This is a genomic window from Sinomonas atrocyanea (genome assembly GCF_030812675.1).
In the GTDB taxonomy this organism is placed as follows: Bacteria; Actinomycetota; Actinomycetes; order Actinomycetales; family Micrococcaceae; genus Sinomonas; species Sinomonas atrocyanea_B.
Genome location: NZ_JAUSTE010000010.1, coordinates 1 through 22313, shown reverse-complemented (window position 1 = coordinate 22313; position 22313 = coordinate 1). Strand labels below are relative to the sequence as shown.

The window sequence follows — 22313 nt, the reverse complement described above, 5'->3', positions numbered from 1 at the left end:
TCCAGAGGCTAGGTTTCCAGCGCGAGGATACCCTTGATAGGTGATGAAATCCCCCTTGCCCGTGCGCGACGGCGTCAACGCGACCCGCCTGCGGCTGCCGGCCGAGGGACCGTGGGACACCGCGCTGGACTACATGCTGCACCGCTGGGGGCACATCGACCCGGAGGGGATCCTGGCCAGGTTCGACGGCGGCGAGATCGTCGGGATGGACGGCTCCCCCCTGGACCGGGCCACGCCGCTCGAGGAGCACACGTTCATCTGGTACTACCGCACGCTGCCGCCGGAGGAGCGGCTGCCGGTGGAGATCACCGTGCTGCACCGCGACGAGCACGTCCTGGTCGCGGACAAGCCGCACTTCCTCCCCACCACCCCGGGCGGCGCCTACATCCAGGAGTCGGCGCTCGTGCGGCTGCGCAACGCCCTGGACCTGCCCGACCTCATCCCCATGCACCGTCTGGACCGCATGACGGCCGGGGTGCTGCTGTTCTCTGTGAACCCGGACACCCGAGGGAAGTACCAGGTCCTCTTCGAGCGGCGGGCCGTGCGGAAGGAGTACGAGTGCGTCTCCGCGCTCGCCCCCGCCGGGGCCGCGGCCCACGACGCCGAGTGGGCGGCCGAGCGGTTCGCGGCACCCGTCGTCGTCCGCAACCGCATGGAGAAGCGGCGCGACTACCTCCTCGCCTCGGTGGTGGAGGGCGAGCCGAACGCCGAGACCCGCGTGAGCCTGGAGCGCGTGGGCGGGCCGGCGGATGCGCCGCGCGCGCTGTTCCGGCTCGAGCCGCACACCGGCAAGACCCACCAGCTGCGCGTCCACATGGCCGGGCTCGGGGCCGGGATCCTGCACGATCCGTTCTACCCGGTGCTGCTGGACCAGGCCCCGGACGACTACACGCGCCCCCTCCAGCTCCTCGCGCGGGGGATCCGATTCCGGGACCCGCTGACCAACCGGGAGACGGAGTTCCGCAGCCGGCTCTCCCTGCAGGAGTCCCCCGCCTGATCCCGCCGCCTGGTCCGCCGCCTGGCCCGTGGAGGCGCACACTGGTGGCATGCAGATCGACATCGTCGAAGGGGACATCACCACGCGTCGGGTCGACGCGATCGTGAACGCCGCGAACTCCTCGCTGCTCGGCGGAGGGGGCGTGGACGGCGCGATCCACCGGGCCGCGGGCCCGGAGCTCCTCGAGGCCTGCCGCGACCTCCGCCAGACCCGCCTCCCCGGCGGCCTGCCGGTGGGCGAGGCCGTGGCGACCCCGGCGTTCCGGCTGCCGGCGTCCTGGGTGATCCACACCGTGGGGCCGAACTGGAACGCGGGCCAGCGGGACCGGGCCCTGCTCGCCTCGTGCTTCGCCGAGAGCCTGGCGGTGGCCCGGAGCCTCGGCGCGGCGTCCGTCGCGTTCCCCGCGATCTCGGCGGGGATCTACGGGTGGGACCGGGACGTGGTGGCGGCGACGGCGATCGAGACCGTCCGGGCCGCGGACCCCGGGACGGTGGAGCGCGTCGAATTCGTGCTGTTCGGGGCGACGACCGCCGCCGCCTTCGCCGCCGCGCTGCACCGGGCGGGCTGAGCCGGCCGCTGGGGACCTGCGGCGCGCGAAACTGCACCATTCACGGTCGGATCCGCCCGAAACGGGCCCGATGGGGCGGTGAGTGACGCAGTTCCTGCCCGGCTACACCGGGATCCAGGCCCCGCGCCGGCGCCGGAGCACCTGCAGCCTGCCCGTGGTCGCCACATCCTCCACCGCGTCCTGCAGGACCAGCGCGGCCCGGCGGGCGGCGGCGACCTCGGCGTCGTCGTTCTCGGCCTCGACGAGGAACCGCAGCGTGATCTGGGGGACGCCCCGGACCACGTCGATCTGGTGGGCCTCGACGTGGTGGAGCGAGCCGAGGGCCTCACGGGCGGCATCCATGACCCGCTCCGGCGGCTGGCCTGGGCGCAGGCCCGTGATCTGGAGGACGGCGCGGTAGCTGGGCATGGGGCCACCGTACCGAAGCCGCGAGGGTGAGCGCGGGCCCGCGCTTCCTCCTGGCCTCCGCCCTCACGGCCATCGCGCGCCGCCGCGCGGCGGGGAGCGCCGGCGTAGCGGTCAGCCGAACAGGTCGGCGGCCTTCATGAGCGTGGTCGCGACCCCGTAGAGGAGCGGCAGGCCCACGAGGATCCAGCCGAGGGCAAGGCGTGCGGTCTTCATGTCAGCTCTCCTTCGCTGCGCCCGCGGCGGCGGGCTCGGGCTCGTGGAATGTCGTGTCGACGGGCTTGATGAGCAGGTTCGCCACGAACCCGACCACGAGCAGGCCCACCATGATCAGCAGCGCAGGCTGGTAGGCCGCCGCGGTGAGCTTGCCGGGTGTGCCCTGCGCATCGAGGACCCCGTTGACGACCAGCGGGCCCACCACGCCGGCCGCGGACCACGCTGTGAGGAGCCGGCCGTGGATGGCGCCCACCTCGAGGGTCCCGAAGAGGTCCCGCAGGTATGCGGGCGCCGTGGAGAAGCCGCCGCCGTAGAACGAGATGATGACGAACGCGAAGAGCACGAACAGGGCCGTGGAGGTGTGCCCGGCGAAGGCCAGCAGGACGTACAGGACCGCCCCGACGCCGAGGTAGCCCATGTACATGCGCTTGCGGCCGATCTTGTCCGAGGTCGCCGACCAGACGAAGCGGCCGGCCATGTTGCCGATCGAGAGCAGCCCCACGAACCCGCCGGCCACCGACGCCGCCACGAGGGACTTGCCGCCGGGCTGCCGGAAGAAGTCCTGGATCATCGGCGCGGCCTGCTCGAGGATCCCGATCCCGGCCGTGACGTTGCAGAACAGCGCGACCCACAGGAGCCAGAACTGCGGGGTCCTGATGGCCTTCGCGGCCCGGACCTGGCCCGTGGTGATGAGGGCGTGGGAGCGGACCGAGGCGGGGTCGAAGCCGGCCGGCGACCACCCGGGCGGCGGGACCTTGATGGTGAAGGCGCCGAAGAGCATGTAGGCGAAGTAGACCACCGCGAGGGTGAGGAAGAGCTTGCCCACGGCGTCGCCGCTCGCCACGGCGCCGGGCGCCGCGGACGCCGGGTCGTAGGCGTTCAGGAGCGCGGTTGAGAGCGGGCTGGCGATGAGCGCGCCGCCGCCGAACCCCATGATCGCCAGGCCCGTCGCGAGGCCCGGGCGGTCCGGGAACCACTTGATGAGGGTGGACACGGGCGAGATGTAGCCGATCCCGAGCCCGACCCCGCCGATCACCCCGTACCCGAGGTACACGAGCCACAGCTGGCGGGTGAAGATCCCGGCGGCCCCCACGAGGAAGCCGCCGGCCCAGAACACGGCTGCCACGACCATGGCCTTGCGGGGCCCGTTGCGGTCCACCCAGGTGCCCATGACCGCCGCCGAGAGGCCGAGCATCACGATCGCGACCGAGAAGATCACGCCGATCTCGGTCAGGCCCACCCCGAAGTGCTTCACGAGCGCTGTCTTGTACACGCTCGTGGCGTACGCCTGGCCGATGCACAGGTGCACCGCGAGCGCCGCGGGAGGGATGAGCCAGCGGTTGAATCCTGGTCGGGCAACGCTATGCTCGCGGTCGAGCCACGCCATCGGGTCCTCCTGTCCGCGGCCGGGCCGAGCCCCGACCGTTCCCCGCACACGCTATGCCCCCGCGAGTGGCTTTCGTCACTTTTGCGCCGAACGGTACTTCCGGTGCGCTGAACGGCTACCCACGCCGCGGCATTGGGCCTCGATATCCTTGAACGGTGACCCTGACCGATTCCCTGCTCGGCTTCGCCGCGATCGCCGCCCTCATCACCGTCATCCCCGGGACGGACACGGCGCTCGTGCTGCGCTACACGCTCAGCCAAGGCCGCCGGCACGCGTACACCGCCGCCCTGGGCATGATCACGGGCGCGTTCGTGTGGGGCGCGGCCGCGGCCACCGGCGTCTCGGCGCTGCTCGCGGTCTCAGAGGTGGCGTACGACGTGCTGCGGATCGCCGGGGCGGCGTACATGGTCTGGCTCGGCATCGGCCTGTGGCGCGCCTCGCTCACCCGGCGCGACGGCGACCTGCCGCCGGGCGCACTGCCGCACCACAGCCTCGAGCCCCTGCGGAAGGCGTGGGCGAAGGGGCTCGTCTCCAACCTGCTCAACCCCAAGTACGGCATGTTCTGCGTCGCCGTCATCCCCCAGTTCCTCGTCCCCGGGGTCCCGCCGGTGGCGATGGGCCTGCTGCTCTCGGTCGTGGCGAACGCCGAGGCGCTCGTGTGGTTCCTCGCGATCGTCGCGGCGGCGCAGTTCTTCGGGCGCTGGCTCAACGGGGCCACGTTCCGGAAGTGGATCGACCGGGTGACCGGGACGGTGCTGGGCGCGTTCGGGGTCGTGGCGGTCCTGGAGCTGCGCCGCGCCTGAGCGGGAATACGCGGCCTCGCCGTGGCATTGTCGAGGGCATGACTGACTCCCCCGCCGACGCCCAGCTGGCCCGCTGGCAGCGCTTCCGCGACAGCCGCAACCGCGCCCTCGCCGCGGAGCACGGCTGGCTCACGCTCACCTCGTTCCAATGGCTCGAGCCGACGCCGTCCCCCGTCGAGGTGGTGCCCGGGCTGTGGTCCGCCGCCACGGAGGGCGGGCGCACGACGGCGGTGCTCACCGCCCGCGCCGACGAGGGCCTGGTCTTCGCGGACTCGGGCGACCCTGTGGACGGGACGTACACCGCGGAGCTCGCGGACGAGGAGTCGCTGGACTGGGTGGTGTACGGGACGGTCCTGGTCGAGCTGGCCGTGCGCGGGAACAGGTACGCGATCCGCACCCGCGACTCCGCGTCCCCGACCCTGACTGGCTTCACCGGGGTGCCCGTCTTCGACTACGCGCCCGAGTGGGTCGTCGACGCGCGCTGGGAGCCGTATCCCGAGCCGCGCGACGTGCCGATCTCCACGGCGAACCCGCTCGTGGACGGAGTGCACCGCTCCGCCGGCGAGGTGGTGTTCCGCCGTCACGGCCACGAGTACCGGCTCCAGGCCGAACAGGGCAGGCTCGGCGAGCTGACCATCACGTTCCACGACGAGACCAACGGCCGGACCACCGACGACTGGCGCAAGGTCGAGACGCCCCGGCCCCGCCCCGACGGGTCCGTGGTGCTCGACTTCAACCGGGCGATCAACTATCCGAGCGCGTTCACCGCCTACGGCACCTGCCCCATGCCGGTGCGCGGGAACTCGCTCGACCTTGCCGTCGAGGCCGGGGAGAAGACGCCCGACCCCGCCTGAGCCACGGGGCGCGCGGAGGTCAGGCGATGGCCGAGACTCCTGTGATGTCCCGGCCCGCGATGAGGGCGTTGACCTCATAGGTGCCCTCGTAGGTGAAGATGGCCTCCGCGTCGGCGAAGACCTTGGCCATCGCGTAGTCGGCCAGGATGCCGTTGCCGCCCAGGATGCCGCGCCCGAGCGCCACGGTCTCGCGCATCCGGGCGGTCGCCCACGCCTTGGCGAGTGCCACCCGGGCCATGGTGGCCCGGCCCTCGGTCTGGAGCGCGGAGAGCTCGGCGAGCATCGCCATCGACGCGGTCGCGTTGCCGAGCATCGTCACGAGCTGGCCCTGGACCATCTGGAACCTGGCGAGCGGGCGCCCGAACTGCTCCCGCTCGAGCGCGTAGGCGCGGGCCACATCGAACGCCGCGAGCTGCTGCCCCACGGCCTGCCAGGCGACGAGCAGGCGCGAGCCGAGGAGCATGGTGCGGGCGTCGTCGAACGAGGAGACCCGCGCGAAGCGGTCGGCCTCGGGCACCCGCACGCCCTCGAAGACGAGGTCGGCGTTCTGCACGGTCCGCAGGGCGGTCTTGTGCTCGATCCGGGCGCGGGTCAGCCCCGGGGCGGTGCCGGGCACGATGAAGGCCCGCAGGGCCCCCTCCGAGGCGCCCCCGGCCTCGCGGGCCCAGACGAGGAGGTGGTCGGCGAAGGTGCCGTTGCCGATCCAGCGCTTCGCTCCGTCGAGCACCCACGAGTCCCCGTCGCGGCGGGCCGAGAGCGTCAGGCCGCCGGCGACGTCGGACCCGTGCCCCGGCTCGGTCAGCGCGAACGCCCCGGTGGTGCGCAGCGAGACGGCGTCGTCGAGGTAGCGGGCGCGCTGCTCCGCCGTCCCGAACTCGTACAGGCCCTCGACGAAGAGGTCGTGGTGGACCATGAAGAAGGTCGCCATCGAGGTATCGGCCCGGGTCAGCTCGGCGATGACCAGCCCCGTGAACAGCCGCGAGTGGCCGTGGCGGTGCGGGGTGGAGAGCCCCAGTGCGGCGAGCCGGGGCAGGACGTGGTGCGGGAACTCCTCGCGCTCCCACCAGCCCACGGCGTGCGGGGCGATCTCGGCGGCGAGGAACTCGCGCAGCTCGGCGAGCTTGGCCCGCTCGCGGGGCTCGAGGCGCCGCTCGAGGTCGTAGTAGTCCGCGGCGGGCAGTTCCGCGGCACGCGGGCCGCCGGAGGCGACGGCGGTCACTTGGGGGCCATCCGGATGGCCCCGTCGAGGCGGATCGTCTCCCCGTTGAGCATCGCGTTGTCCACGATGTGCGCCACGAGGTTGGCGTACTCGGCGGGCCGGCCGAGGCGGGCCGGGTGCGGGACCTGGGCGCCGAGCGAGTCCTGCGCCTCGCGGGACAGCCCGGCCATCATGGGCGTCTCGAAGATGCCCGGCGCGATGGTGACGACCCGGATGAGCGAGCGGGCGAGCTCCCGGGCGATCGGGAGGGTCATCGCGTGGACTCCGCCCTTGGATGCGGAGTAGGCGGGCTGGCCGATCTGCCCGTCGAACGCGGCGACGGACGCCGTGTTGACGATGACGCCGCGCTCCGGTCCGCCGAGGTCGGTGGAGACGGGCTCGGTCGCGGCCATCGCCTCGGCCGCGAGCCGGATCACGTTGAAGGTGCCGAGGAGGTTCACGCGGATCACCCGCTCGAACTGCTCCAGCGGCAGCACGCCCTCGCGGCCGAGGACCTTCCCGGGCGTCGCCACGCCCGCGCAGTTGACCACGACGCGCAGCGGGGCGAGCTCGCCCGCGCGCACGACGGCGGCCCGCACCTGGGCCTCGTCCGTCACGTCGGCGGGGGCGAAGGCGGCCCGGTCCCCGAGGTCATCGGCGAGGGCCTCGCCGGCGCTGCCGGGCAGGTCGACGAGCAGCACCGCCGCCCCGTCTGCGTGCAGCCGCCGGGCCGTCGCGGCGCCCAGCCCGGACGCCCCTCCCGTGATGAGCGCTGCCGTCCCCTGAAGCTCCATGGCGCCTCCCAGTTAATGGTCACTAACCGGAAGCATCGTAGCGCACGGCTGTGAGACCGGTCACGGCCCAGCCGCGCCGCTAGGGTGGGCGCATGGACCCGACCATCTGGGCCGAACGCGCCCACGCCGCTGCGGACAGCGTCAACTCCGGCTTCGGCCACCGCCTCCTGGGCGCGGTCCCCGGAACCTGGATCGCCTCGGTGGCCCGGCCCGCCCAGCGGGTCCGGACCCCGTGGGCCCCGTGGCACTACTGGTGGCAGGCCCACTATCTCGACTGCCTCGTGGACGCGGCGCAGCGCCGGCTGGCGGCGGCCACCGGGCCCGCGTCGGCACCGCGGGAGCTCGCCCTCGCGCGGGACCTCCTGGCCGGCATCCGCGTCCGCAACGGCTTCCGGTACCGGAACTGGTTCTACGACGACATGGCCTGGCTCGCGCTGGCCTCGGACCGGCTCGGCCGCCTGCAGGGCCTGCCGGGAGCGTCCGGCGCCGGCCTCCCCGCCGCACGGGCCGCCGTGCGGGAGCTCGGCCGGGAGCTCGTCTCGGCGGAGACCGACGACCTCGGCGGCGGGCTCTTCTGGAACACGCGCCGGCGGTACAAGAACACCGCCTCCACGGGCCCCGGCGCCCTGTTCTTCGCCCGCACGGGCGACCCGGCCCGCGCCCAGCGTCTCGTCGACTGGCTCAACGAGAGGCTCCTCGACCCCGAGCAGGGCCTGTACCTCGACGGCCTCAATCTGGCCCCGGGCGGGGCGGGCGAGCTCGTCCGGGACGTCTGGACCTACAACCAGGGCCCGATCCTCGGCGCACTGCTCGCGCTGGGCGGCGCTGACAACCTCGCCCGGGCGGCGGCCCTGACGCACGCCGTGGCGGAGCGCCTCACTGTCGAGACGGCGCACGACGGCGGCCACCGCCGCGCGCTGCGGGCGGACGGCGGCGGGGACGGCGGCCTGTTCATGGGCATCCTCGCGCGCCACCTCGCCGACGCGGCCGGCGACCCGCGGCTTCCGCTCGCGGCGCGGAGCACCGCGCGGGGGCTGGTCACGGCCACCGCCGAGGCGCTGTGGGCGGGGGCCGAGCTGCGCACGGAGCCCGGCCGCGGCCGCCGGGACGCGGCCTGGTGGACCTTCCCGCAGAGGCCGGGCGAGGCGGCGTCGGACGCGTATCCGCCCGGACGCCGGGTCGAGCTGTCCACCCAGCTGCAGGCGTGGATGGTCTCCGAGGCCGCGCATCGGCTCACTCAGGGGGATTAGCGAAGGTCAAGGTTGCGTAATTGACGTGAGATGCGTCACATTATGGGAAGAATGGGCGGCGTCTTAGGTGTGGCTAACCTACAGTCGATCGTGACGTCACCCGACGACGCCAGCCGGCGGCGCCGTCGCCCACCATCCCTGTGACCCCACGAAAGGGAAGCTTTCGATGAAGCTCCGACCCCGCGCCCTCGCTGGCATCGCCCTGGTCGCCGCCACCTCGCTCGGCCTCGCCGCCTGCGGATCCTCGGCACCCGGCACCGCCTCCGGCGACAAGGGCACCATCACGGTCTACAACGCCCAGCACGAGTCCCTCACGAAGGAGTGGATCGACGAGTTCACGGCGGAGACCGGGATCAAGGTCAACTACCGCCAGGGCGACGACACCGAGATGTCGAACCAGATCATCCAGGAGGGCCCTGCCTCCCCGGCGGACGTCTTCCTCACCGAGAATTCCCCCGCGATGACCCAGGTGGAGAACGCCGGCCTCTTCGCCGACATCGACCCGGCCACCGCTGCCCAGGTGCCCGCCGAGTACCGCCCGTCCACCAACAAGTGGGTCGGCATCGCCGCGCGCTCCACCGTGTTCGCCTACAACAAGTCGAAGGTGTCCCAGGACAAGCTGCCCAAGTCCCTCATGGACCTCGAGGGCCCCCAGTGGAAGGGCCGCTGGGCGGCCTCGCCCTCCGGCGCCGACTTCCAGGCGATCGTCTCCGCGATGCTGCAGCTCAAGGGCGAGGACGCCACCAAGGCGTGGCTCCAGGCGCTCAAGGACGGCGCCAAGTCCTACAAGGGCAACTCGACCGCCATGAAGGCCGTCAACAGCGGCGAGGTGGATGGCGCGGTCATCTACCACTACTACTGGTTCGGCGATCAGGCCAAGACGGGCGAGAACTCCAACAACGTGGGCCTCGAGTACTTCAAGAACCAGGACCCGGGCGCCTTCGTCTCCGTCTCGGGCGGCGGCGTGCTCAAGTCCTCGAAGAACCAGGCCGCCGCGCAGGAGTTCCTGAAGTTCATCACCGGCAAGAAGGGCCAGGAGGTCCTGCAGAAGGGCTCCTCCTACGAGTACGCCGTGGGCTCCGGCGTCCCGTCCAATGCCAAGCTCGTTCCCCTCGAGCAGCTCCAAGCGCCCAAGATCGATCCGGCCAAGCTCAACTCGCAGAAGGTCAACGAGCTCATGACCGCCACAGGACTCCTCTAGACCGTGGAATCCGCCCCAGCCGCCGTCCTCGCCGTCACCGGACTCCCAGTGCCGAGCGAGGCGACCCCGGAGGCGGGCGAGGGCAAGCGCCCCCGCCCGCCCTTCGGCGTCGTCCTCGCCGCCTGCCTCGTCGCCGCCGCGTCGCTGATCCCGCTCGGGTTCGTGGCGTTCATGACCGTCAGCACCGGCTGGGACACCGCGGCGGCGCTCATCTTCCGCGAGCGCACCCTCGAGCTGCTCGGCAACACGCTCCTGCTCGCGCTCATCACGGTGCCCCTGTGCATCGTGCTGGGGGTGGGCGGGGCGTGGCTCGTGGAGCGGACCGCGCTGCGGGCGCACCGGGTCTGGGCGGTGGTCCTGGCGGCGCCGCTGGCCATCCCGGCGTTCGTGAACTCGTACGCCTGGGTGTCCGCGGTGCCGCGGCTCGAAGGGGTGTTCTCCGGGGTCCTCATCGCCACGCTCTCGTACTACCCGCTCGTGTACATCCCCGTGGCCGCCACGCTCTCCCGGATGGACCCGGCGATCGAGCAGTCCGCGGCATCGCTGGGGCTGGGCGCGTGGCGGACGTTCTTCCGCGTGGTGCTGCCCCAGCTGCGGATCGCGGTGTCCGGAGGGGCGCTGCTCGTGGCGCTGCACCTGCTGGCCGAGTACGGCGCCTTCGCGATGATCCGCTTCGACACGTTCACGACCGCGATCATGGAGCAGTACCGCTCGACCTTCAACGGCGCCGCGGGCAACATGCTCGCCTCCGTCCTGGTCACGGTCTGCCTCGTGTTCCTCGTGGCCGAGGCGCGGGTGCGCGGCAACGCCCGGTACGCGCGCATCGGCTCCGGCGCCCAGGCCACCCCGACCCGCCTCGGGCTCGGGACGTGGCAGCTTCCTGCACAGCTGGCGCTCCTGGCGGTCGCCGTCCTCGCCGTGGGGGTGCCGCTGTGGATGACCGTGACCTGGGCCGCCCAAGGCGGGGCGGGCATCTGGCAGACGGCGGACCTGGCCGGGGCGCTCGGCGCGAGCCTGTGGCTGGGGCTGCTCGGCGCCATCGTGACCACCGTGGTGGCCTTCCCCCTCGCGTTCCTCGCCGTGCGGTTCCCGGGATGGCTCTCCCGCGGGCTCGAGCTGTCCAACTACGTGACGAGCTCGATGCCCGGGATCGTCCTCGCGCTCGCGTTCGTGACGGTCGCGCTGCGCGTCATCCCGGGCGTGTACCAGACCACGGGCCTGCTCGTGGCCGCCTACGTGCTGCTCTTCCTCCCCCGCGCGCTCGTGAACCTGCGCGCCGGCCTCGCCCAGGCCCCCAAGGAGCTCGAGGAGGCCGCCCAGGCCCTCGGGAAGCCCCCGCTGCTCGCGTTCGCGCGCGTCACGCTGCGGCTCGTGGCCCCGGCCGCCGCGGGCGGCGCCGCGCTCGTGTTCCTCGCCGTGGTCAACGAGCTCACGGCCACCCTGCTCCTCTCCCCGCTGGGCACCAGGACGCTCGCCACCGAGTTCTGGGCCCTGACGAGCGAGATCGACTATGTCAGGGCGGCCCCGTACGCGCTCGTGATGATCGCGCTCTCCGCGCCGATGACGTACCTGTTGTTCCAGCAGTCCAAGAAAGCAGCCGGACAGTGACCGAACAGACCCCCACGCCCGCAGCGGCGGCCCGCTTCCCCAGCCCGCGGGTGGCCCCGCAGATCGCCCAGACCGCGGACCACCACCTCGACATCGAGGAGGTGACCAAGGACTTCGGGCGCCAGCAGGTGCTCAAGGGCATCAACCTCTCCGTGGCCCGGGGCGGGACCACGGCCATCGTGGGCCCGAGCGGCTCCGGCAAGACCACCCTCCTGCGGCTCATCGCCGGGTTCGAGGCGCCCGACACCGGCCGGATCCTCATGGACGGCAAGGAGGTCGCCGGAAGCACGTGGGTGCCGGCCCACCGGCGCAACATCGGCTACGTCGCCCAGGACGGGGCCCTGTTCCCGCACCTGTCCGTCGGGCAGAACGTCGCGTTCGGGCTGGACCGGGAGAAGTTCCGCGGCCGCAGGGCGGTCCAGGAGCGGGTCGAGGAGCTGCTGGAGATGGTGGCCCTCGACCCCGCGTACGCCAAGCGCCGCCCCCACCAGCTCTCCGGCGGCCAGCAGCAGCGGATCGCCCTCGCCCGGGCCATGGCGTGCGAGCCCGAGGTCATGCTCCTGGACGAGCCGTTCTCCGCGCTCGACGCAGGCCTCCGGGTCGCCACCCGCCGGGCGATCGGCAAGGTCCTGCACCACGCCGGCGTCACCACGATCCTCGTCACCCACGACCAGGCCGAGGCCCTCTCCTTCGCCGACCAGGTCGCCGTGATGCGCGGCGGCCGGCTCGCCCAGATCGGCAACCCGTTCGTGGTCTACACCCGGCCCGCGGACCGCGCCACGGCCGAGTTCCTCGGCGACGCCGTGATCCTCGACGCCTGGCTCGAGGGCTCGCTGGCCATGTGCTCCCTCGGCGCGATCCCCGTCCGCCGGCCGCCCGCGCAGGGCCGCGTGCAGATCATGCTGCGCCCCGAGCAGATCCGCATCGCCGCGGACTCGCGCATCCACGGCACCGTGCTCGACTGGGACTACTTCGGCCCCGAATCCTCCGTGCGCATCAAGCTGCCCGAGCGCCCGGCGGACCCGCGCATCCCTGGCGGCGGAGAGGTCATCACCATCCGCCACTGGAACGCCGCCATGGCCCGGGCCGGGATGGACCTCGCGCTCAAGGTCATCGGCGAGGGCGTGGCCTTCCCCCTCGACTGACCCGCCGCCCTCGACTGACCGCCCCCTGACCCTGCTCCTCCCCCGCACCCTCACCGTTTCGGGTACGCATCTCGCCGCCTTCCTCCGGTTTCGGGTACGCATCTCGCCGCCCTTTCGGCCTTCCGGGTACGACGGCGGCCGCCCGCCTCCCGCGGGCGGCCCACCCGAGGCGAGCAGGCGGCGTCGTGCGCCGGGCTACGCTGAAGGCATGGCCGACGACGTCACCGCCCCCGCGACCCGCTGGGTCCGCAGCTCCGCCCTCACCCGGTACCGGCTCGCCCCCAATCCCGGGCCGATGAGCCTCGACGGGACGAACTCGTACGTGATCGCGGCGCCGGACTCCGACTCGGCAGTGGTCGTGGACCCGGGCCCCCTCGACCCCGAACATCTGGCCGAGCTGGCCGGCGCCGGGCGGGTCGAGCTCGTAGTCCTCACGCACCACCACCCGGACCACACCGAGGCGGCCGGGGAGTTCCACCGCATGACCGGTGCCCCCGTGCGGGCCAAGGACGCCGCACTGTGCCGCGGCGCGGAACCGCTCGAGGACGGCGAGCGCCTCGAGGCCGCCGGGGTGCGGATCGAGGTCCTCGCCACCCCGGGCCACACAGCGGACTCGATCTGCCTGGCGCTCCCCGACGACGGCGAGCACGGCGCGGTGCTCACGGGCGACACGATCCTGGGCCGCGGCACCACGGTGATCATGTTCCCCGACGGGCGGCTCGGCGACTACCTCGCGACCCTGCGCCGGCTCGAGGCCCTGGGCCCCGCCACGGTGCTGCCCGCCCACGGTCCGGTGCTCCCCGACCTGGCCGGCATCGCGCGCGCCTACCTCGCCCACCGTGAGGAACGCCTCGACCAGGTGCGCGCCGCGCTCGCAGAGCTGGGCGGGGACGCCACGGTGGCGCAGGTGACCGACGCCGTGTACGCGGACGTCGACGCGAGCGTGCGCCGGGCCGCCGAGAACTCGGTGGCCGCCCAGCTGGACTACCTGCGCGGATAGACGGCCGGGACCGGCCGCTCAGAACAGGCTGAACTCCGAGAACTCGCCGGTGGCCGGGCCGATGCTGGCCCGGACCTCGTCCACGCGGCCGGGCGCCTCGTCGGAGCGCAGCCAGTCCAGCATCGCCTGGACGCCGTCGCGCGCACCCTCGGCGACCACCTCGACGGTCCCGTCCGGGAGGTTGCCGGCCGAGCCCACGAGGCCCAGCCGCTCGGCCTGCCCGAGGGTCCGGAAGCGGAATCCCACCCCCTGCACCATGCCGGAGACCGTGGCGCTGAGCCGGGCCTCGGGCGGCTCAGGCGTCCCCGCGGTGCCGGAGGTGCTGTGCGGGCCGCGGCGCCGGAAGATCGACATGCCTCAAGTGTCCGCCGCCGCCCGGGAGGCCGCCACCGCGGCGCGCCCCCGGTCTCCTTCCGGCGTCCTCAGGGCGTCCACCCACAGCACCGCCGCGAGCACGACCGCCCCGATCGAGAAGGACGCGGCGACGTCCGTGAGCCAGTGGCGGCCCAGGTAGAGGTCGCTCGCAGCCACGGCGAGGACGAGGATGCCCGCGCCCAGGGCTGCGAGGGGCAGCCCGCGGGTGCTCGCGCGGCGCGAGTACACCAGATAGAGGCCCACGAACAGCAGGGTGGCGGCGCCGGCCGTGTGCGCCGACGGGAACGCCGGCCCCTCGTTGCCTCCGACGGCCTCGAACCACGCCGGTGGGCGGGACCTGCCCACCCAGTACCGGGCCCCCATGACGAGGAGGAAGTCGGCGAGCGAGGCGCCCGCCAGGAGGGCGGGGCGCCACAGTTCGCGGCGCCACACCGCCCAGACGACGGCGACCACGGCCGACGCCGCCAGCACGGCCGCCGGTCCGGTCGCGGCGCTGAGCGCGTGCGCGGCCGCGGTGGCGGGGCCGCTGCGGTGGGCCGCGAGCCCGTCCAGCACCGGCCAGTCGAAGTCCGCGAGGCTCCAGCTCCCCGCCACGGACTCGAGCAGCCAGCCGAACGCGATGAGGCCCGCCGCCGCCAGCGCGGCGGCCAGGGCGCGCCGGGCGGAAGCGGTGACCTTGAGCATCCCCCCAGTCTCGCGCCGACGCGTGGGAGATGACCGGGAAGAAGCTCGGCCCCGGCTGGGAGTCGGCGCGCGGCGTCCCGCCCGCTCCCGCCCGGCGGCGTCCCGCGCTGTCCCGCCCGGCGGCCCGGCGGTAGCGTGGCTCGCATGAGCGCTCCCCTCCAGCCCTCCCTGCACCGCCAGCACATTGCCGTGGCCGCCCCGACCCAGCTGTGGCTCAGCGCCGAGGGCCGCCTTGCCCCGGACCCGGCCGGCCTTACGGGCATCTTCCACGCGGACACCCGATTCCTGGACCACGCGGCCGTCACCGTCAACGGCGCCGAGCCGCAGCCGGTGGGCGTCTCCGCGGCCGGCGCCCGCGTCACGGTGGACGGCCTCGCCCGGAACATCGCCGGGCCCACCCTCGACCCCGCCGTCCGGGTGGTCCAGACGTGGACCGTGGAGCCCGGGACCGTGCGGCACACGATCGAGCTCAGCACGTCCCTGCCCGAGCTCGCCTGCACGCTCGCAGTCCACCTCGGCGCGGACTTCGCCCCGATGGCCGCGGTGCGGGTGGGGCACCCCGGGGATCCGGTGGAACCCGCGCACGACGCCGGGCGGCTGGCCTGGGAGCGCGGCGGCCGGCGCGCCGTGGCCACCCCCGACACCGAGGGGGCGAGCGTGTCCACCTCGATCGACCGCGACTCCGACGACACGGACGGGTTCCCCTCGGGCCACCCCGCCCTCGTCTGGTCCGCGGTGCTGGGCCGCGGCAAGCCGTTCCGCGTGTCGTGGAGCGTCGCGCTCGAGGACGCGGACGCCGTCGTGCGTGCGGCGCCGGGCGGCGCGGAGGAGGACGGGGCGGAGAGCCGGCCCGGCGCCGTCGGCCGCCTGCTGGCCACCTCCCTGCAGCAGCTCGCAGGCCTCCGGCTCGCGACGACCCGGCTGCCCGACGCGCCCTTCGTCGCCGCCGGTGCACCCTGGTACTTCACCCTGTTCGGGCGGGACTCGCTGTGGTCGGCCCGGCTCCTGCTCCCCCGCGACACCGCCCTCGCGGCCGGGACCCTGCGCGCGCTCGCGGCATACCAGGGCTCCGAGCACGTCCCGGAGTCCGCGGAGGAACCGGGCAAGATCCCGCACGAGATCCGGGCCGGCGAGCTCGTGGTGGACCATGGGCCCGGCGGGGACCAGCTCCGGCTGCCCCCGGTCTACTACGGCACCGTGGACGCGACCGCCCTGTGGCTGTGCCTGGCCGGAGAACTGTCCCGGACCGGGCGCGCCCCGGACACCGTGCGCGCGCTGCTGCCGGCCGCGCGGCGCGCAGCCGACTGGCTCCTCGCCTCCGCCACCGGGCCGGGCGGGTTCCTCGCGTACCGCGACGAGACCGGGCACGGGCTGAGCAACCAGGGCTGGAAGGACTCGGCGGACGCGATGCAGTTCCGCGACGGCCGCCGCGCGGAGGGGCCGATCGCCCTGGCCGAGGTGCAGGGGTACGCGCACCAGGCCGCGCTCGAGGCCGCCGCCCTCTTCGAGGAGCTGCGAGGGCCGGGCGGCGGCGAGGGGCTGCGCGCCCAGGCGGCGGAGCTGCGGGAGTTCGCGGCGGGAATCCGTGCGCGGTTCCGGGAGTCGTTCTGGGTGGAGGACGGCGCCCGGAGGTTCCCGGCGATGGCGCTCGACGGCGGCGGCACCCCCCTCGATGTGGCCGGGTCCAACATGGGCCACCTGCTCGGCACGGGGCTGCTGGACGCCGACGAGGCGCGCCTCGTGGTGGACCGGCTCCTCGGGGACGAACTGTTCAGCGGCTACGGCATCCGGACCCTTTCGACGGCCGCGGCGGGATACTGGCCGCTGAGCTACCACTGCGGGTCGGTCTGGAGCCACGACACCGCCATCGCGGTGCGCGGAATGCTCGCCGAGGGCTTCCGGGCCGAGGCGGCGACGGTGGCGCGGGGGCTCGTCCGGGCCGCGGAGTCGCTCGGCGGGTCGCTGCCCGAGCTGTTCTCGGGCGTCGGGTCCGCCGAATCGGCGCGCGCCCTCGCCTACCCGGCGGCGTGCCGGCCCCAGGCGTGGAGCGCGGCCTCGGCCGCGGTGGTCGCGCGGGCGCTGGGGGCCTGAACCGGAGGCCGTGGGCCCTGCGCCGGCCGCGTCAGGGCACAGTATCCCTCGGTCAGGGCCGCCTCTTCTGCGGGTAGACGGTCTCCTGCCGGGCGAGCATGTCCACGAACTCGGCGATCTTCCGGGCCCGCGTCTCGGGCCGCTTCACCGAGGTAGTGCGGTAGATCAGCGCGAAGCGGTTGGTCGAGGTGAGGACGTCGAACATCGCCTGGGCCTCGGGGACGGCTGCGATGGCCGCGGCCAGGTCCGCGGGGACCTCGGCCGAGGCCGCGCCGCTGTAGGCCGCCTCCCACCGGCCGTCGGCCTTCGCCGCGTCAACGGCTGCCCGGCCGGCCGGCGTCATGCGGCCCTCGGCCTCGAGCCGGCCCACGCGCTCCACGTTGCTCTGCGACCATCGGCTCCTGGGCGAGCGCGGTGTGAACCGGATGGCCGAGCTCTGCGCGTCCCGCGCCCGGAGCTGGCCGTCGATCCAGCCGAAGCACAGCGCCTCGAGCACTGCCGGCTCGTAGGCGAGCCCGGTCACGGTCCCGCCCTTCTTGTGCAGCACGAGCCATACGCCAGGGCTCTCGCGGTGGTTCTCGGCGAGCCATGACCGCCATGCGGTGGCATCGGGGACAACGAGTTCGGGGAGCTCGGGGGCCATGCGGCCTACCCTTCCCGGGAGCGGGCGCGGGCGCAAGGCGCTCGTACCCGGAACGCCGGAATCGAGACGAGATGCGTACCCGAAACGCAGGAAGGGCCGCGAGATGCGTACCCGAAACGAGAGGGGGCGGGGTGGCGGGAGGTGGGAGGATGGTGGGCACCTGCCGCGAAGGGAGTCTCCATGCTGCGTGTCCTCGCCACCCGCTACACGTCCGCGCTGCCGGAGCTGCGCCGGCTCCTGCTCGACCTCGGCCTCGTGCCCGGGGAGGAGGGCGAGGGCTGGGCGGTGCTCGACTCGCACAGCGGCCGGGTGCGCCTCCGCTCCGCCGAGCCCGGCTCGCCGCAGGACGGCACCACCGTGTTCGGGGTCGAGGTCCGGGACCCGCAGGAGTTCGCCCGCCGCACCGCGGACGACGGCGGACAGGCGGCCCTCGAGGATTCCGCCGGCGGCCCCCGGGTGCGGATCACGGGGCCGGACGGCTTCGGGTTCACGGCCGAGCCCACCTCCCACGCCGGACGCCCCGTCGACGCCGATCCGGACATGACCGTGCGGCTCGAGTGGAACACCCCCGACCTCGACGGCGCCGCCGCGACTCTCGCCGCCATCGGAGCCCGGCCGCGGCCGGATCCGCAGCTCGGCCCCGCCACCGCCCGCGAGTTCACCGCCAAGAACGGCGGAGTCATCGCCGCGGTCAGGGCCGACGCCGCCTCGGCCGGCGGGCTCGTCCTCGAATACTCCGGGCGGCGCAGCGAGCTCATGCCCCGCCTCGCGCTGGCCGGCTGGGCCGCCGAGGAGGTCACCGCCGAGGAGGCCGAGGAGGGGAGCCGGCCGGGCGGCGTCGCGCGCGTGCGGATCCCGACCCCGGACGGACGCGGCGTCACGATCCTGGCGGCGGGCCCCGCCACGGGAGCCGAGATGCGGTAGAACAGTAGGCATGGCAGTTCGCACCCCCGACCCGTATCCCGGCTGGCTCTCCCCGGAGGACCTCTACGAGGCGCGGAACCGTCTGCCGATGCTGTACGTCGAGGCAGTGCCCGTGCGCCTGGACCCCCTCGGGTACGTCAACGAGGTGGGGCTGCTGCTGCAGGCCGACGACGAGGGCAATATGATGCGCAGCCTCGTCTCGGGCCGCGTCCTGTACAAGGAGACGATCCGCGCGGCGCTGCTGCGCCACCTCGAGAAGGACCTGGGCACCCTCGCGTTCCCGCAGCTGCCCGTCAGCCCTGTTCCGTTCACCGTGGTGGAGTACTTCCCCTCGCCGTCGCAGACGGGCTTCACCGACGAGCGCCAGCACGCCGTCGCGCTGGCCTACGTGATCCCTGTGACCGGCGAGTGCCAGCCGCGGCAGGACGCCCTCGAGCTGACGTGGATGTCCCCCGCCGAGGTGCTCAGCGGCCCGGTCCAGCTGGAGTTCGTGGGCGGCCGCGGGGAGCTCGTGCGGCAGGCCCTCGCGTTCGCCGGGATCGCCCCGTAGCCCTCCGGTTCCGTCCGGCCCCCGCGCGCCTGTGGGCGGTCGTTACCAATCCTTTATAGGGTGGGAGCGGACCGAAAGCCACCACGGAGGACCCAGATGCACCACAGCTCGGGACCGCACGAGCGGCCCGGAACCCCCGAGTTCCACGAGATCGACGCCCACGAGCTCAAGCACGGCCAACGGCTGCTCCTGCCCGACGGTGAGGGCAGCGCCGAGGTCCTCGAAGTGGACACCGTGCTGGACGACTACGGCCATCCCGCGCTCTACTTCGCGGTGCTCGACAACGACCTGAACCTGCGGGTCGCCCACGGCACCCGCGTCCGCGTGGCCCGGGGCAAGGGCGGCCGCCCCGCTGACCTGCTGTTCGCCGGGGCAGGGCGCGACTCCGCCGGGTCCGCCGGCGCCGGGGACTCTGCCGCCCCGGCAGCCTCGGCAGCGCCGGACGCCGGCGGCACGGGGGCCTACCGCACCGACTCCGCCCCCGCGCGTACCGAGACCGAGGTCCTCGTCTCCACCGAGCCGCACGCCACCGAGCCGCCGGCCGCCGGGGCCTCCCCCGCGGCCGTGCCCCAGGCCCCCCTGCGCGGGCCGTCCGAGATCACCCTCGAGACGGGCGACGTGGTGGTCGTGCCGGGCGCCGCTCCGGCCGCCGCGTCCAGCCTCCGCCCGGACCTCCTGGCCCGCATCCCCGCTCTGGACGAGAAGCCGGAGGAGCTCATGCGCGCCATCGACGCCGCCCACCCCGGCCGGCACGCGGTCAACGAGCTCGCCGGGCGCCTCGCGAAGGGCATCAACGTCAAGTCCGGCGCGTGCCTGGCCGACCTGCGCGAGCTCGCCTTCGAGCTCTACGTGGGCCAGGACGACACCGGGAACGCCCTCAAGGTCGCCGACCTGCTCGCCGTGCTCCCCTACGACGGCAACCCGGCGCGCTGGGCCTCGATCGAGTCCGCGCTGGGGCTGGCCGCCCACCTCGCCCGGAAGGAGGGCGACGAGGAGCGGGCCGAGGCCTACGGCGAGCTGCTCCGCACCCCCGACACCGCCGAGACCGACCCCTTCCGCGCCCGCATGGCCGAACGGGTGCGCCAGCGCGCCCTCAATGCGCCGAACCTCTACGACAAGGAGGTCACCCGCGCGGCGGCCTCCAAGGACCACGCCGAGGAGCGCGCGTGGCGGATGCTCCGCCTGGGCAGCCTCCTCCACCTGCGGGCCCACGGCGGCTCGACCGTGTTCACGCAGGAGGAGCTGGACCGGCGCATCGACGTGGAGCTCGGCGCCGTCCGCCCGTAGGGACGCCCCTGGGGGCGCCCCGGCAGGCGCCTACGCGAACGGACCCGTGGGGCCTGCGGTGGCCTCGATCTGCTTGACCTTCGGATCGGTCTCGTCCGCGCCGAAGTCGGACGGCCGCGTCTCGTCCGCCCCCTGGGGCACCCTGAAGAGCCGCAGGAGCAGCGTCAGCACCACCGAGACGACGAGGTTGAGCACGAACGCGGAGATCGCGATGTACACGGTGAAGTTCGTCCCGGGGAACGCCGCCGTCGAACCGCCGAAGTGCGCGTGCGTGACGGGGTTGACCACGCTGTACGCCGACACGGTGCCGAAGATGATGCCCACGGCCCAGCCGATGAGCAGCGCCCACCGGTCGAACCACCGCGTGTACAGGCCACCGACGACCGCGGGGAAGGTCTGGAGGATCCAGATGCCGCCGAGGAGCTGCATGTTGATGGCCGCGGACTGGTCCATGCCGATGACGAAGATGAGCGCCCCGACCTTGACCACGAGGGAGACGATCTTGGAGACATTGGCCTCCGTCTTGGGATCGGCGTCCGGCTTGAAGAAGTCCCGGTAGATGTTGCGGGTGAAGAGGTTCGCGGCGGCGATGGACATGATCGCCGCCGGCACGAGCGCCCCGATCGCGATGGCCGCGAGTGCAATCCCGGCGAACCACGAGGGGAAGTGGTCCAGGAACAGCTGCGGCACCACGAGCTGCGGGTTGGTGGAGCCGTCGAGGTCCACGGGCTTGGTTCCGGCCTTGATGGCCACGAAGCCCAGCAGTGCGAGGAACCCGAGCATGAGCGAGTACAGCGGCAGGATCGCTGCGTTGCGGCGGATCGTGTTGCGAGCCTTCGACGCGAGCACGCCGGTGACCGAGTGCGGGTACATGAACAGCGCCATCGCCGAGCCGAGCGCGAGCGTCCAGTACGCCGAGTAGCTCGAGCCGGTGGGGATGAACACGCCCGCGGGCTTGCCCGTCGCCTGGCTGACGGTGCCGAGCTTCGTCTGCGCGGCGCCGAAGATCGCGTCCCAGCCGCCGAACTTGATCGGCAGGTAGATCACGGCCACGATCACGGCCAGGTAGATCAGCAGGTCCTTCACCACGGCGATCATGGCCGGCGCGCGCAGCCCGGACGTGTACGTGTAGGCGGCGAGCACCACGAACGCGATGATGAGCGGGAGGTCGGTCAGGAACGCGTTCTGCGCGCTGCCGAGCCCGAGGACCGTGAGCACGGCCTTGATGCCCACGAGCTGGAGGGCGATGTACGGCATGGTGGCCACGATGCCGGTGACCGCGACGGCGAGGGACAGCCAGCGGCTCCCGTAGCGCCCGCCCACGAAGTCCGCGCTCGTGACGTACCCGTGCCGGTGGGACACCGACCACATCCGGCTCATGATGATGAAGATGATCGGGTACAGCACGATCGTGTACGGCACCGCGAAGAAGCCGCTCACCGACCCGGTGGCCCACATGGCGGCGGGGACGGCCACGAAGGTGTAGGCCGTGTAGAGGTCGCCGCCGAGCAGGAACCAGGTGATCCAGGTGCCGAACCCGCGGCCGCCGAGGCCCCACTCGTCGAGGCTGTGCAGCCCCGTCTCCTCCTTGGAGCGGCGCCAGCGCGCCGCCATGAACCCCATGACTGCCACGATGACGAAGAGCAGGATCACGATGATCAGGGCGGTCCAGTCGATGGGACGGTTCATCTCGGCTCACCTCCTTCGCTGTCTGCCTCGTCGGACGACGCCGCGTGGCGGCCGCCGCTGCCCCGCCCGCCGGTGTCGGGGCCGGCTGTGCCGCCGGGGCTGCCTGTCCCGCCCGGACTGCCTGGGCTGCCCGGGCTGCCCGTCCCGGCCGGGCCGGCCGGGGAGGCGGTGGCGCCCGTGCGGGCCGCCCCGCGGCGCCGGCGGTCCTCGGCGGTCACAAGCCAGTAGGCGATCCCACTGAGCGCCGCGGAGATGGGCACCCACAGCAGCTGGTACCAGTAGAAGAAGGGCATGCCGCCCAGCCGCGGCTGGTCGAAGGAGTACATCTGCGGCATGAGCGGCAGCACGATCGCGGCGGCCAGGAGGATCCCCGCCACCGCGTACGGCACCGGTCTGGCCGGCGCCCGGGTGGGTGTGTCGCGGGTGGGGGCATTGGACTCGGACAACGTGGCCTCCTTTGGTCGCCTCCGGTGGGCCGTCGCCGATGCGCGGGGTCGCCGGACGTCTTCGCAGGTCCCGGCGTATTTGTACCGCAGGAGGGGCCGCGGAAGGAAGGTTTCGTTGCAGAACTTTCTGCTCCGGGAGGCCTGGCCCTATCCGAGTGCGGCGAGGCCCGGCTGGAGCTGCTCGAACAGCTCGGCCGG

General features: G+C 73.4%; 23 protein-coding genes. 13 read left to right on the top strand and 10 right to left on the bottom strand.

Annotation, left to right across the window (positions count from 1 at the left end):
- Positions 1 to 43 precede the first annotated feature (43 nt).
- Together J2W20_RS13945 and J2W20_RS13940 are read left to right on the top strand one after the other, a co-directional pair.
- On the top strand, positions 44 to 997 hold the full coding sequence (locus J2W20_RS13945) for a pseudouridine synthase (RefSeq protein WP_307007282.1): 954 nt from the start codon (positions 44 to 46) through the stop codon (positions 995 to 997).
- A gap of 49 nt (positions 998 to 1046) precedes the next feature.
- Positions 1047 to 1565 (top strand): O-acetyl-ADP-ribose deacetylase, encoded by a 519-nt coding sequence (locus J2W20_RS13940; protein WP_307007281.1) that lies wholly within the window; start codon positions 1047 to 1049, stop codon positions 1563 to 1565.
- 102 nt (positions 1566 to 1667) lie between these two features.
- Here J2W20_RS13940 and J2W20_RS13935 read toward each other — a convergent pair whose 3' ends face one another.
- From J2W20_RS13935 to J2W20_RS13930, 3 genes are all read right to left on the bottom strand, one after another.
- On the bottom strand, positions 1668 to 1973 hold the full coding sequence (locus J2W20_RS13935; RefSeq protein WP_307007280.1) for a hypothetical protein: 306 nt from the start codon (positions 1971 to 1973) through the stop codon (positions 1668 to 1670).
- A 111-nt stretch (positions 1974 to 2084) separates the two neighbouring features.
- The gene (locus J2W20_RS19245) at positions 2085 to 2186 is read right to left on the bottom strand and encodes an MFS transporter small subunit (RefSeq protein ID WP_442758771.1); all 102 of its coding nucleotides are present in this window, start codon (positions 2184 to 2186) and stop codon (positions 2085 to 2087) included.
- Position 2187: 1 nt separating this feature from the next.
- Positions 2188 to 3573 (bottom strand): OFA family MFS transporter, encoded by a 1386-nt coding sequence (locus J2W20_RS13930; RefSeq protein ID WP_307007279.1) that lies wholly within the window; start codon positions 3571 to 3573, stop codon positions 2188 to 2190.
- A gap of 155 nt (positions 3574 to 3728) precedes the next feature.
- Here J2W20_RS13930 and J2W20_RS13925 point away from each other — a divergent pair, with 155 nt between their 5' ends.
- Both J2W20_RS13925 and J2W20_RS13920 read left to right on the top strand, forming a co-directional pair.
- Positions 3729 to 4376, top strand: a complete 648-nt coding sequence (locus J2W20_RS13925; protein ID WP_307007278.1) for a LysE family translocator — start codon at positions 3729 to 3731, stop codon at positions 4374 to 4376.
- 38 nt (positions 4377 to 4414) lie between these two features.
- Entirely contained in the window at positions 4415 to 5230 is an 816-nt protein-coding gene (locus tag J2W20_RS13920; protein ID WP_307007277.1) for a DUF1684 domain-containing protein, read from the top strand.
- Positions 5231 to 5249: 19 nt separating this feature from the next.
- Here the strand turns inward: J2W20_RS13920 and J2W20_RS13915 are convergent, their stop codons facing one another.
- Together J2W20_RS13915 and J2W20_RS13910 are read right to left on the bottom strand one after the other, a co-directional pair.
- Positions 5250 to 6449 (bottom strand): acyl-CoA dehydrogenase family protein, encoded by a 1200-nt coding sequence (locus tag J2W20_RS13915; RefSeq protein ID WP_307007276.1) that lies wholly within the window; start codon positions 6447 to 6449, stop codon positions 5250 to 5252.
- Positions 6446 to 7222: an SDR family NAD(P)-dependent oxidoreductase gene (locus J2W20_RS13910; RefSeq protein ID WP_307007275.1), complete on the bottom strand. Its 777-nt coding sequence runs from the start codon at positions 7220 to 7222 to the stop codon at positions 6446 to 6448. Before J2W20_RS13910 ends, J2W20_RS13915 begins: the two co-directional genes overlap by 4 nt.
- Before the next feature lie 92 nt (positions 7223 to 7314).
- On the opposite strand from J2W20_RS13910, the gene J2W20_RS13905 reads away from it, so the two are divergent.
- The 5 genes from J2W20_RS13905 to J2W20_RS13885 all read left to right on the top strand — a co-directional run bounded on the left by J2W20_RS13905 (position 7315) and on the right by J2W20_RS13885 (position 13426).
- Positions 7315 to 8472 (top strand): glycoside hydrolase family 76 protein, encoded by a 1158-nt coding sequence (locus tag J2W20_RS13905; RefSeq protein ID WP_307007274.1) that lies wholly within the window; start codon positions 7315 to 7317, stop codon positions 8470 to 8472.
- Positions 8473 to 8638: 166 nt separating this feature from the next.
- Positions 8639 to 9673: an iron ABC transporter substrate-binding protein gene (locus J2W20_RS13900; protein ID WP_307007273.1), complete on the top strand. Its 1035-nt coding sequence runs from the start codon at positions 8639 to 8641 to the stop codon at positions 9671 to 9673.
- Positions 9674 to 9676: 3 nt separating this feature from the next.
- The gene (locus J2W20_RS13895) at positions 9677 to 11281 is read left to right on the top strand and encodes an ABC transporter permease (protein WP_373458022.1); all 1605 of its coding nucleotides are present in this window, start codon (positions 9677 to 9679) and stop codon (positions 11279 to 11281) included.
- Positions 11278 to 12426 carry an ABC transporter ATP-binding protein gene (locus J2W20_RS13890; RefSeq protein ID WP_307007272.1) on the top strand — a complete coding sequence of 383 codons (1149 nt, stop codon included), beginning with the start codon at positions 11278 to 11280 and terminating at the stop codon, positions 12424 to 12426. The genes J2W20_RS13895 and J2W20_RS13890 overlap by 4 nt, the downstream gene beginning before the upstream one ends.
- A 208-nt stretch (positions 12427 to 12634) precedes the next feature.
- A complete protein-coding gene (locus J2W20_RS13885) occupies positions 12635 to 13426 on the top strand; it encodes an MBL fold metallo-hydrolase (RefSeq protein ID WP_307007271.1) in 792 nt (263 codons plus the stop codon).
- A gap of 18 nt (positions 13427 to 13444) precedes the next feature.
- Here the strand turns inward: J2W20_RS13885 and J2W20_RS13880 are convergent, their stop codons facing one another.
- Together J2W20_RS13880 and J2W20_RS13875 are read right to left on the bottom strand one after the other, a co-directional pair.
- Entirely contained in the window at positions 13445 to 13780 is a 336-nt protein-coding gene (locus J2W20_RS13880) for an acylphosphatase (RefSeq protein WP_307007270.1), read from the bottom strand.
- 3 nt (positions 13781 to 13783) lie between these two features.
- A complete protein-coding gene (locus J2W20_RS13875) occupies positions 13784 to 14485 on the bottom strand; it encodes a phosphatase PAP2 family protein (protein WP_307007269.1) in 702 nt (233 codons plus the stop codon).
- Between the two features lie 144 nt (positions 14486 to 14629).
- On the opposite strand from J2W20_RS13875, the gene J2W20_RS13870 reads away from it, so the two are divergent.
- Positions 14630 to 16576 (top strand): glycogen debranching N-terminal domain-containing protein, encoded by a 1947-nt coding sequence (locus tag J2W20_RS13870; protein ID WP_307007268.1) that lies wholly within the window; start codon positions 14630 to 14632, stop codon positions 16574 to 16576.
- A 52-nt stretch (positions 16577 to 16628) separates the two neighbouring features.
- Here J2W20_RS13870 and J2W20_RS13865 read toward each other — a convergent pair whose 3' ends face one another.
- On the bottom strand, positions 16629 to 17219 hold the full coding sequence (locus J2W20_RS13865; RefSeq protein WP_307007267.1) for a YdeI/OmpD-associated family protein: 591 nt from the start codon (positions 17217 to 17219) through the stop codon (positions 16629 to 16631).
- A 180-nt stretch (positions 17220 to 17399) separates the two neighbouring features.
- Between J2W20_RS13865 and J2W20_RS13860 the strand changes: the two genes are divergently transcribed.
- From J2W20_RS13860 to J2W20_RS13850, 3 genes are all read left to right on the top strand, one after another.
- Complete coding sequence (locus J2W20_RS13860) at positions 17400 to 18143, top strand: VOC family protein (protein ID WP_307007266.1); 744 nt, start codon at positions 17400 to 17402, stop codon at positions 18141 to 18143.
- A 10-nt stretch (positions 18144 to 18153) separates the two neighbouring features.
- Positions 18154 to 18693 carry an NUDIX hydrolase family protein gene (locus tag J2W20_RS13855; protein ID WP_307007265.1) on the top strand — a complete coding sequence of 180 codons (540 nt, stop codon included), beginning with the start codon at positions 18154 to 18156 and terminating at the stop codon, positions 18691 to 18693.
- 96 nt (positions 18694 to 18789) lie between these two features.
- A complete protein-coding gene (locus tag J2W20_RS13850) occupies positions 18790 to 19980 on the top strand; it encodes a DUF6707 family protein (RefSeq protein ID WP_307007264.1) in 1191 nt (396 codons plus the stop codon).
- 30 nt (positions 19981 to 20010) lie between these two features.
- Here the strand turns inward: J2W20_RS13850 and mctP are convergent, their stop codons facing one another.
- Both mctP and J2W20_RS13840 read right to left on the bottom strand, forming a co-directional pair.
- Positions 20011 to 21669, bottom strand: coding sequence for a monocarboxylate uptake permease MctP (gene mctP, locus J2W20_RS13845; protein ID WP_307007263.1), 1659 nt, complete (start codon positions 21667 to 21669; stop codon positions 20011 to 20013).
- Entirely contained in the window at positions 21666 to 22115 is a 450-nt protein-coding gene (locus J2W20_RS13840) for a DUF3311 domain-containing protein (RefSeq protein ID WP_307007262.1), read from the bottom strand. Before J2W20_RS13840 ends, mctP begins: the two co-directional genes overlap by 4 nt.
- Between the last annotated feature and the right edge of the window lie 198 nt (positions 22116 to 22313).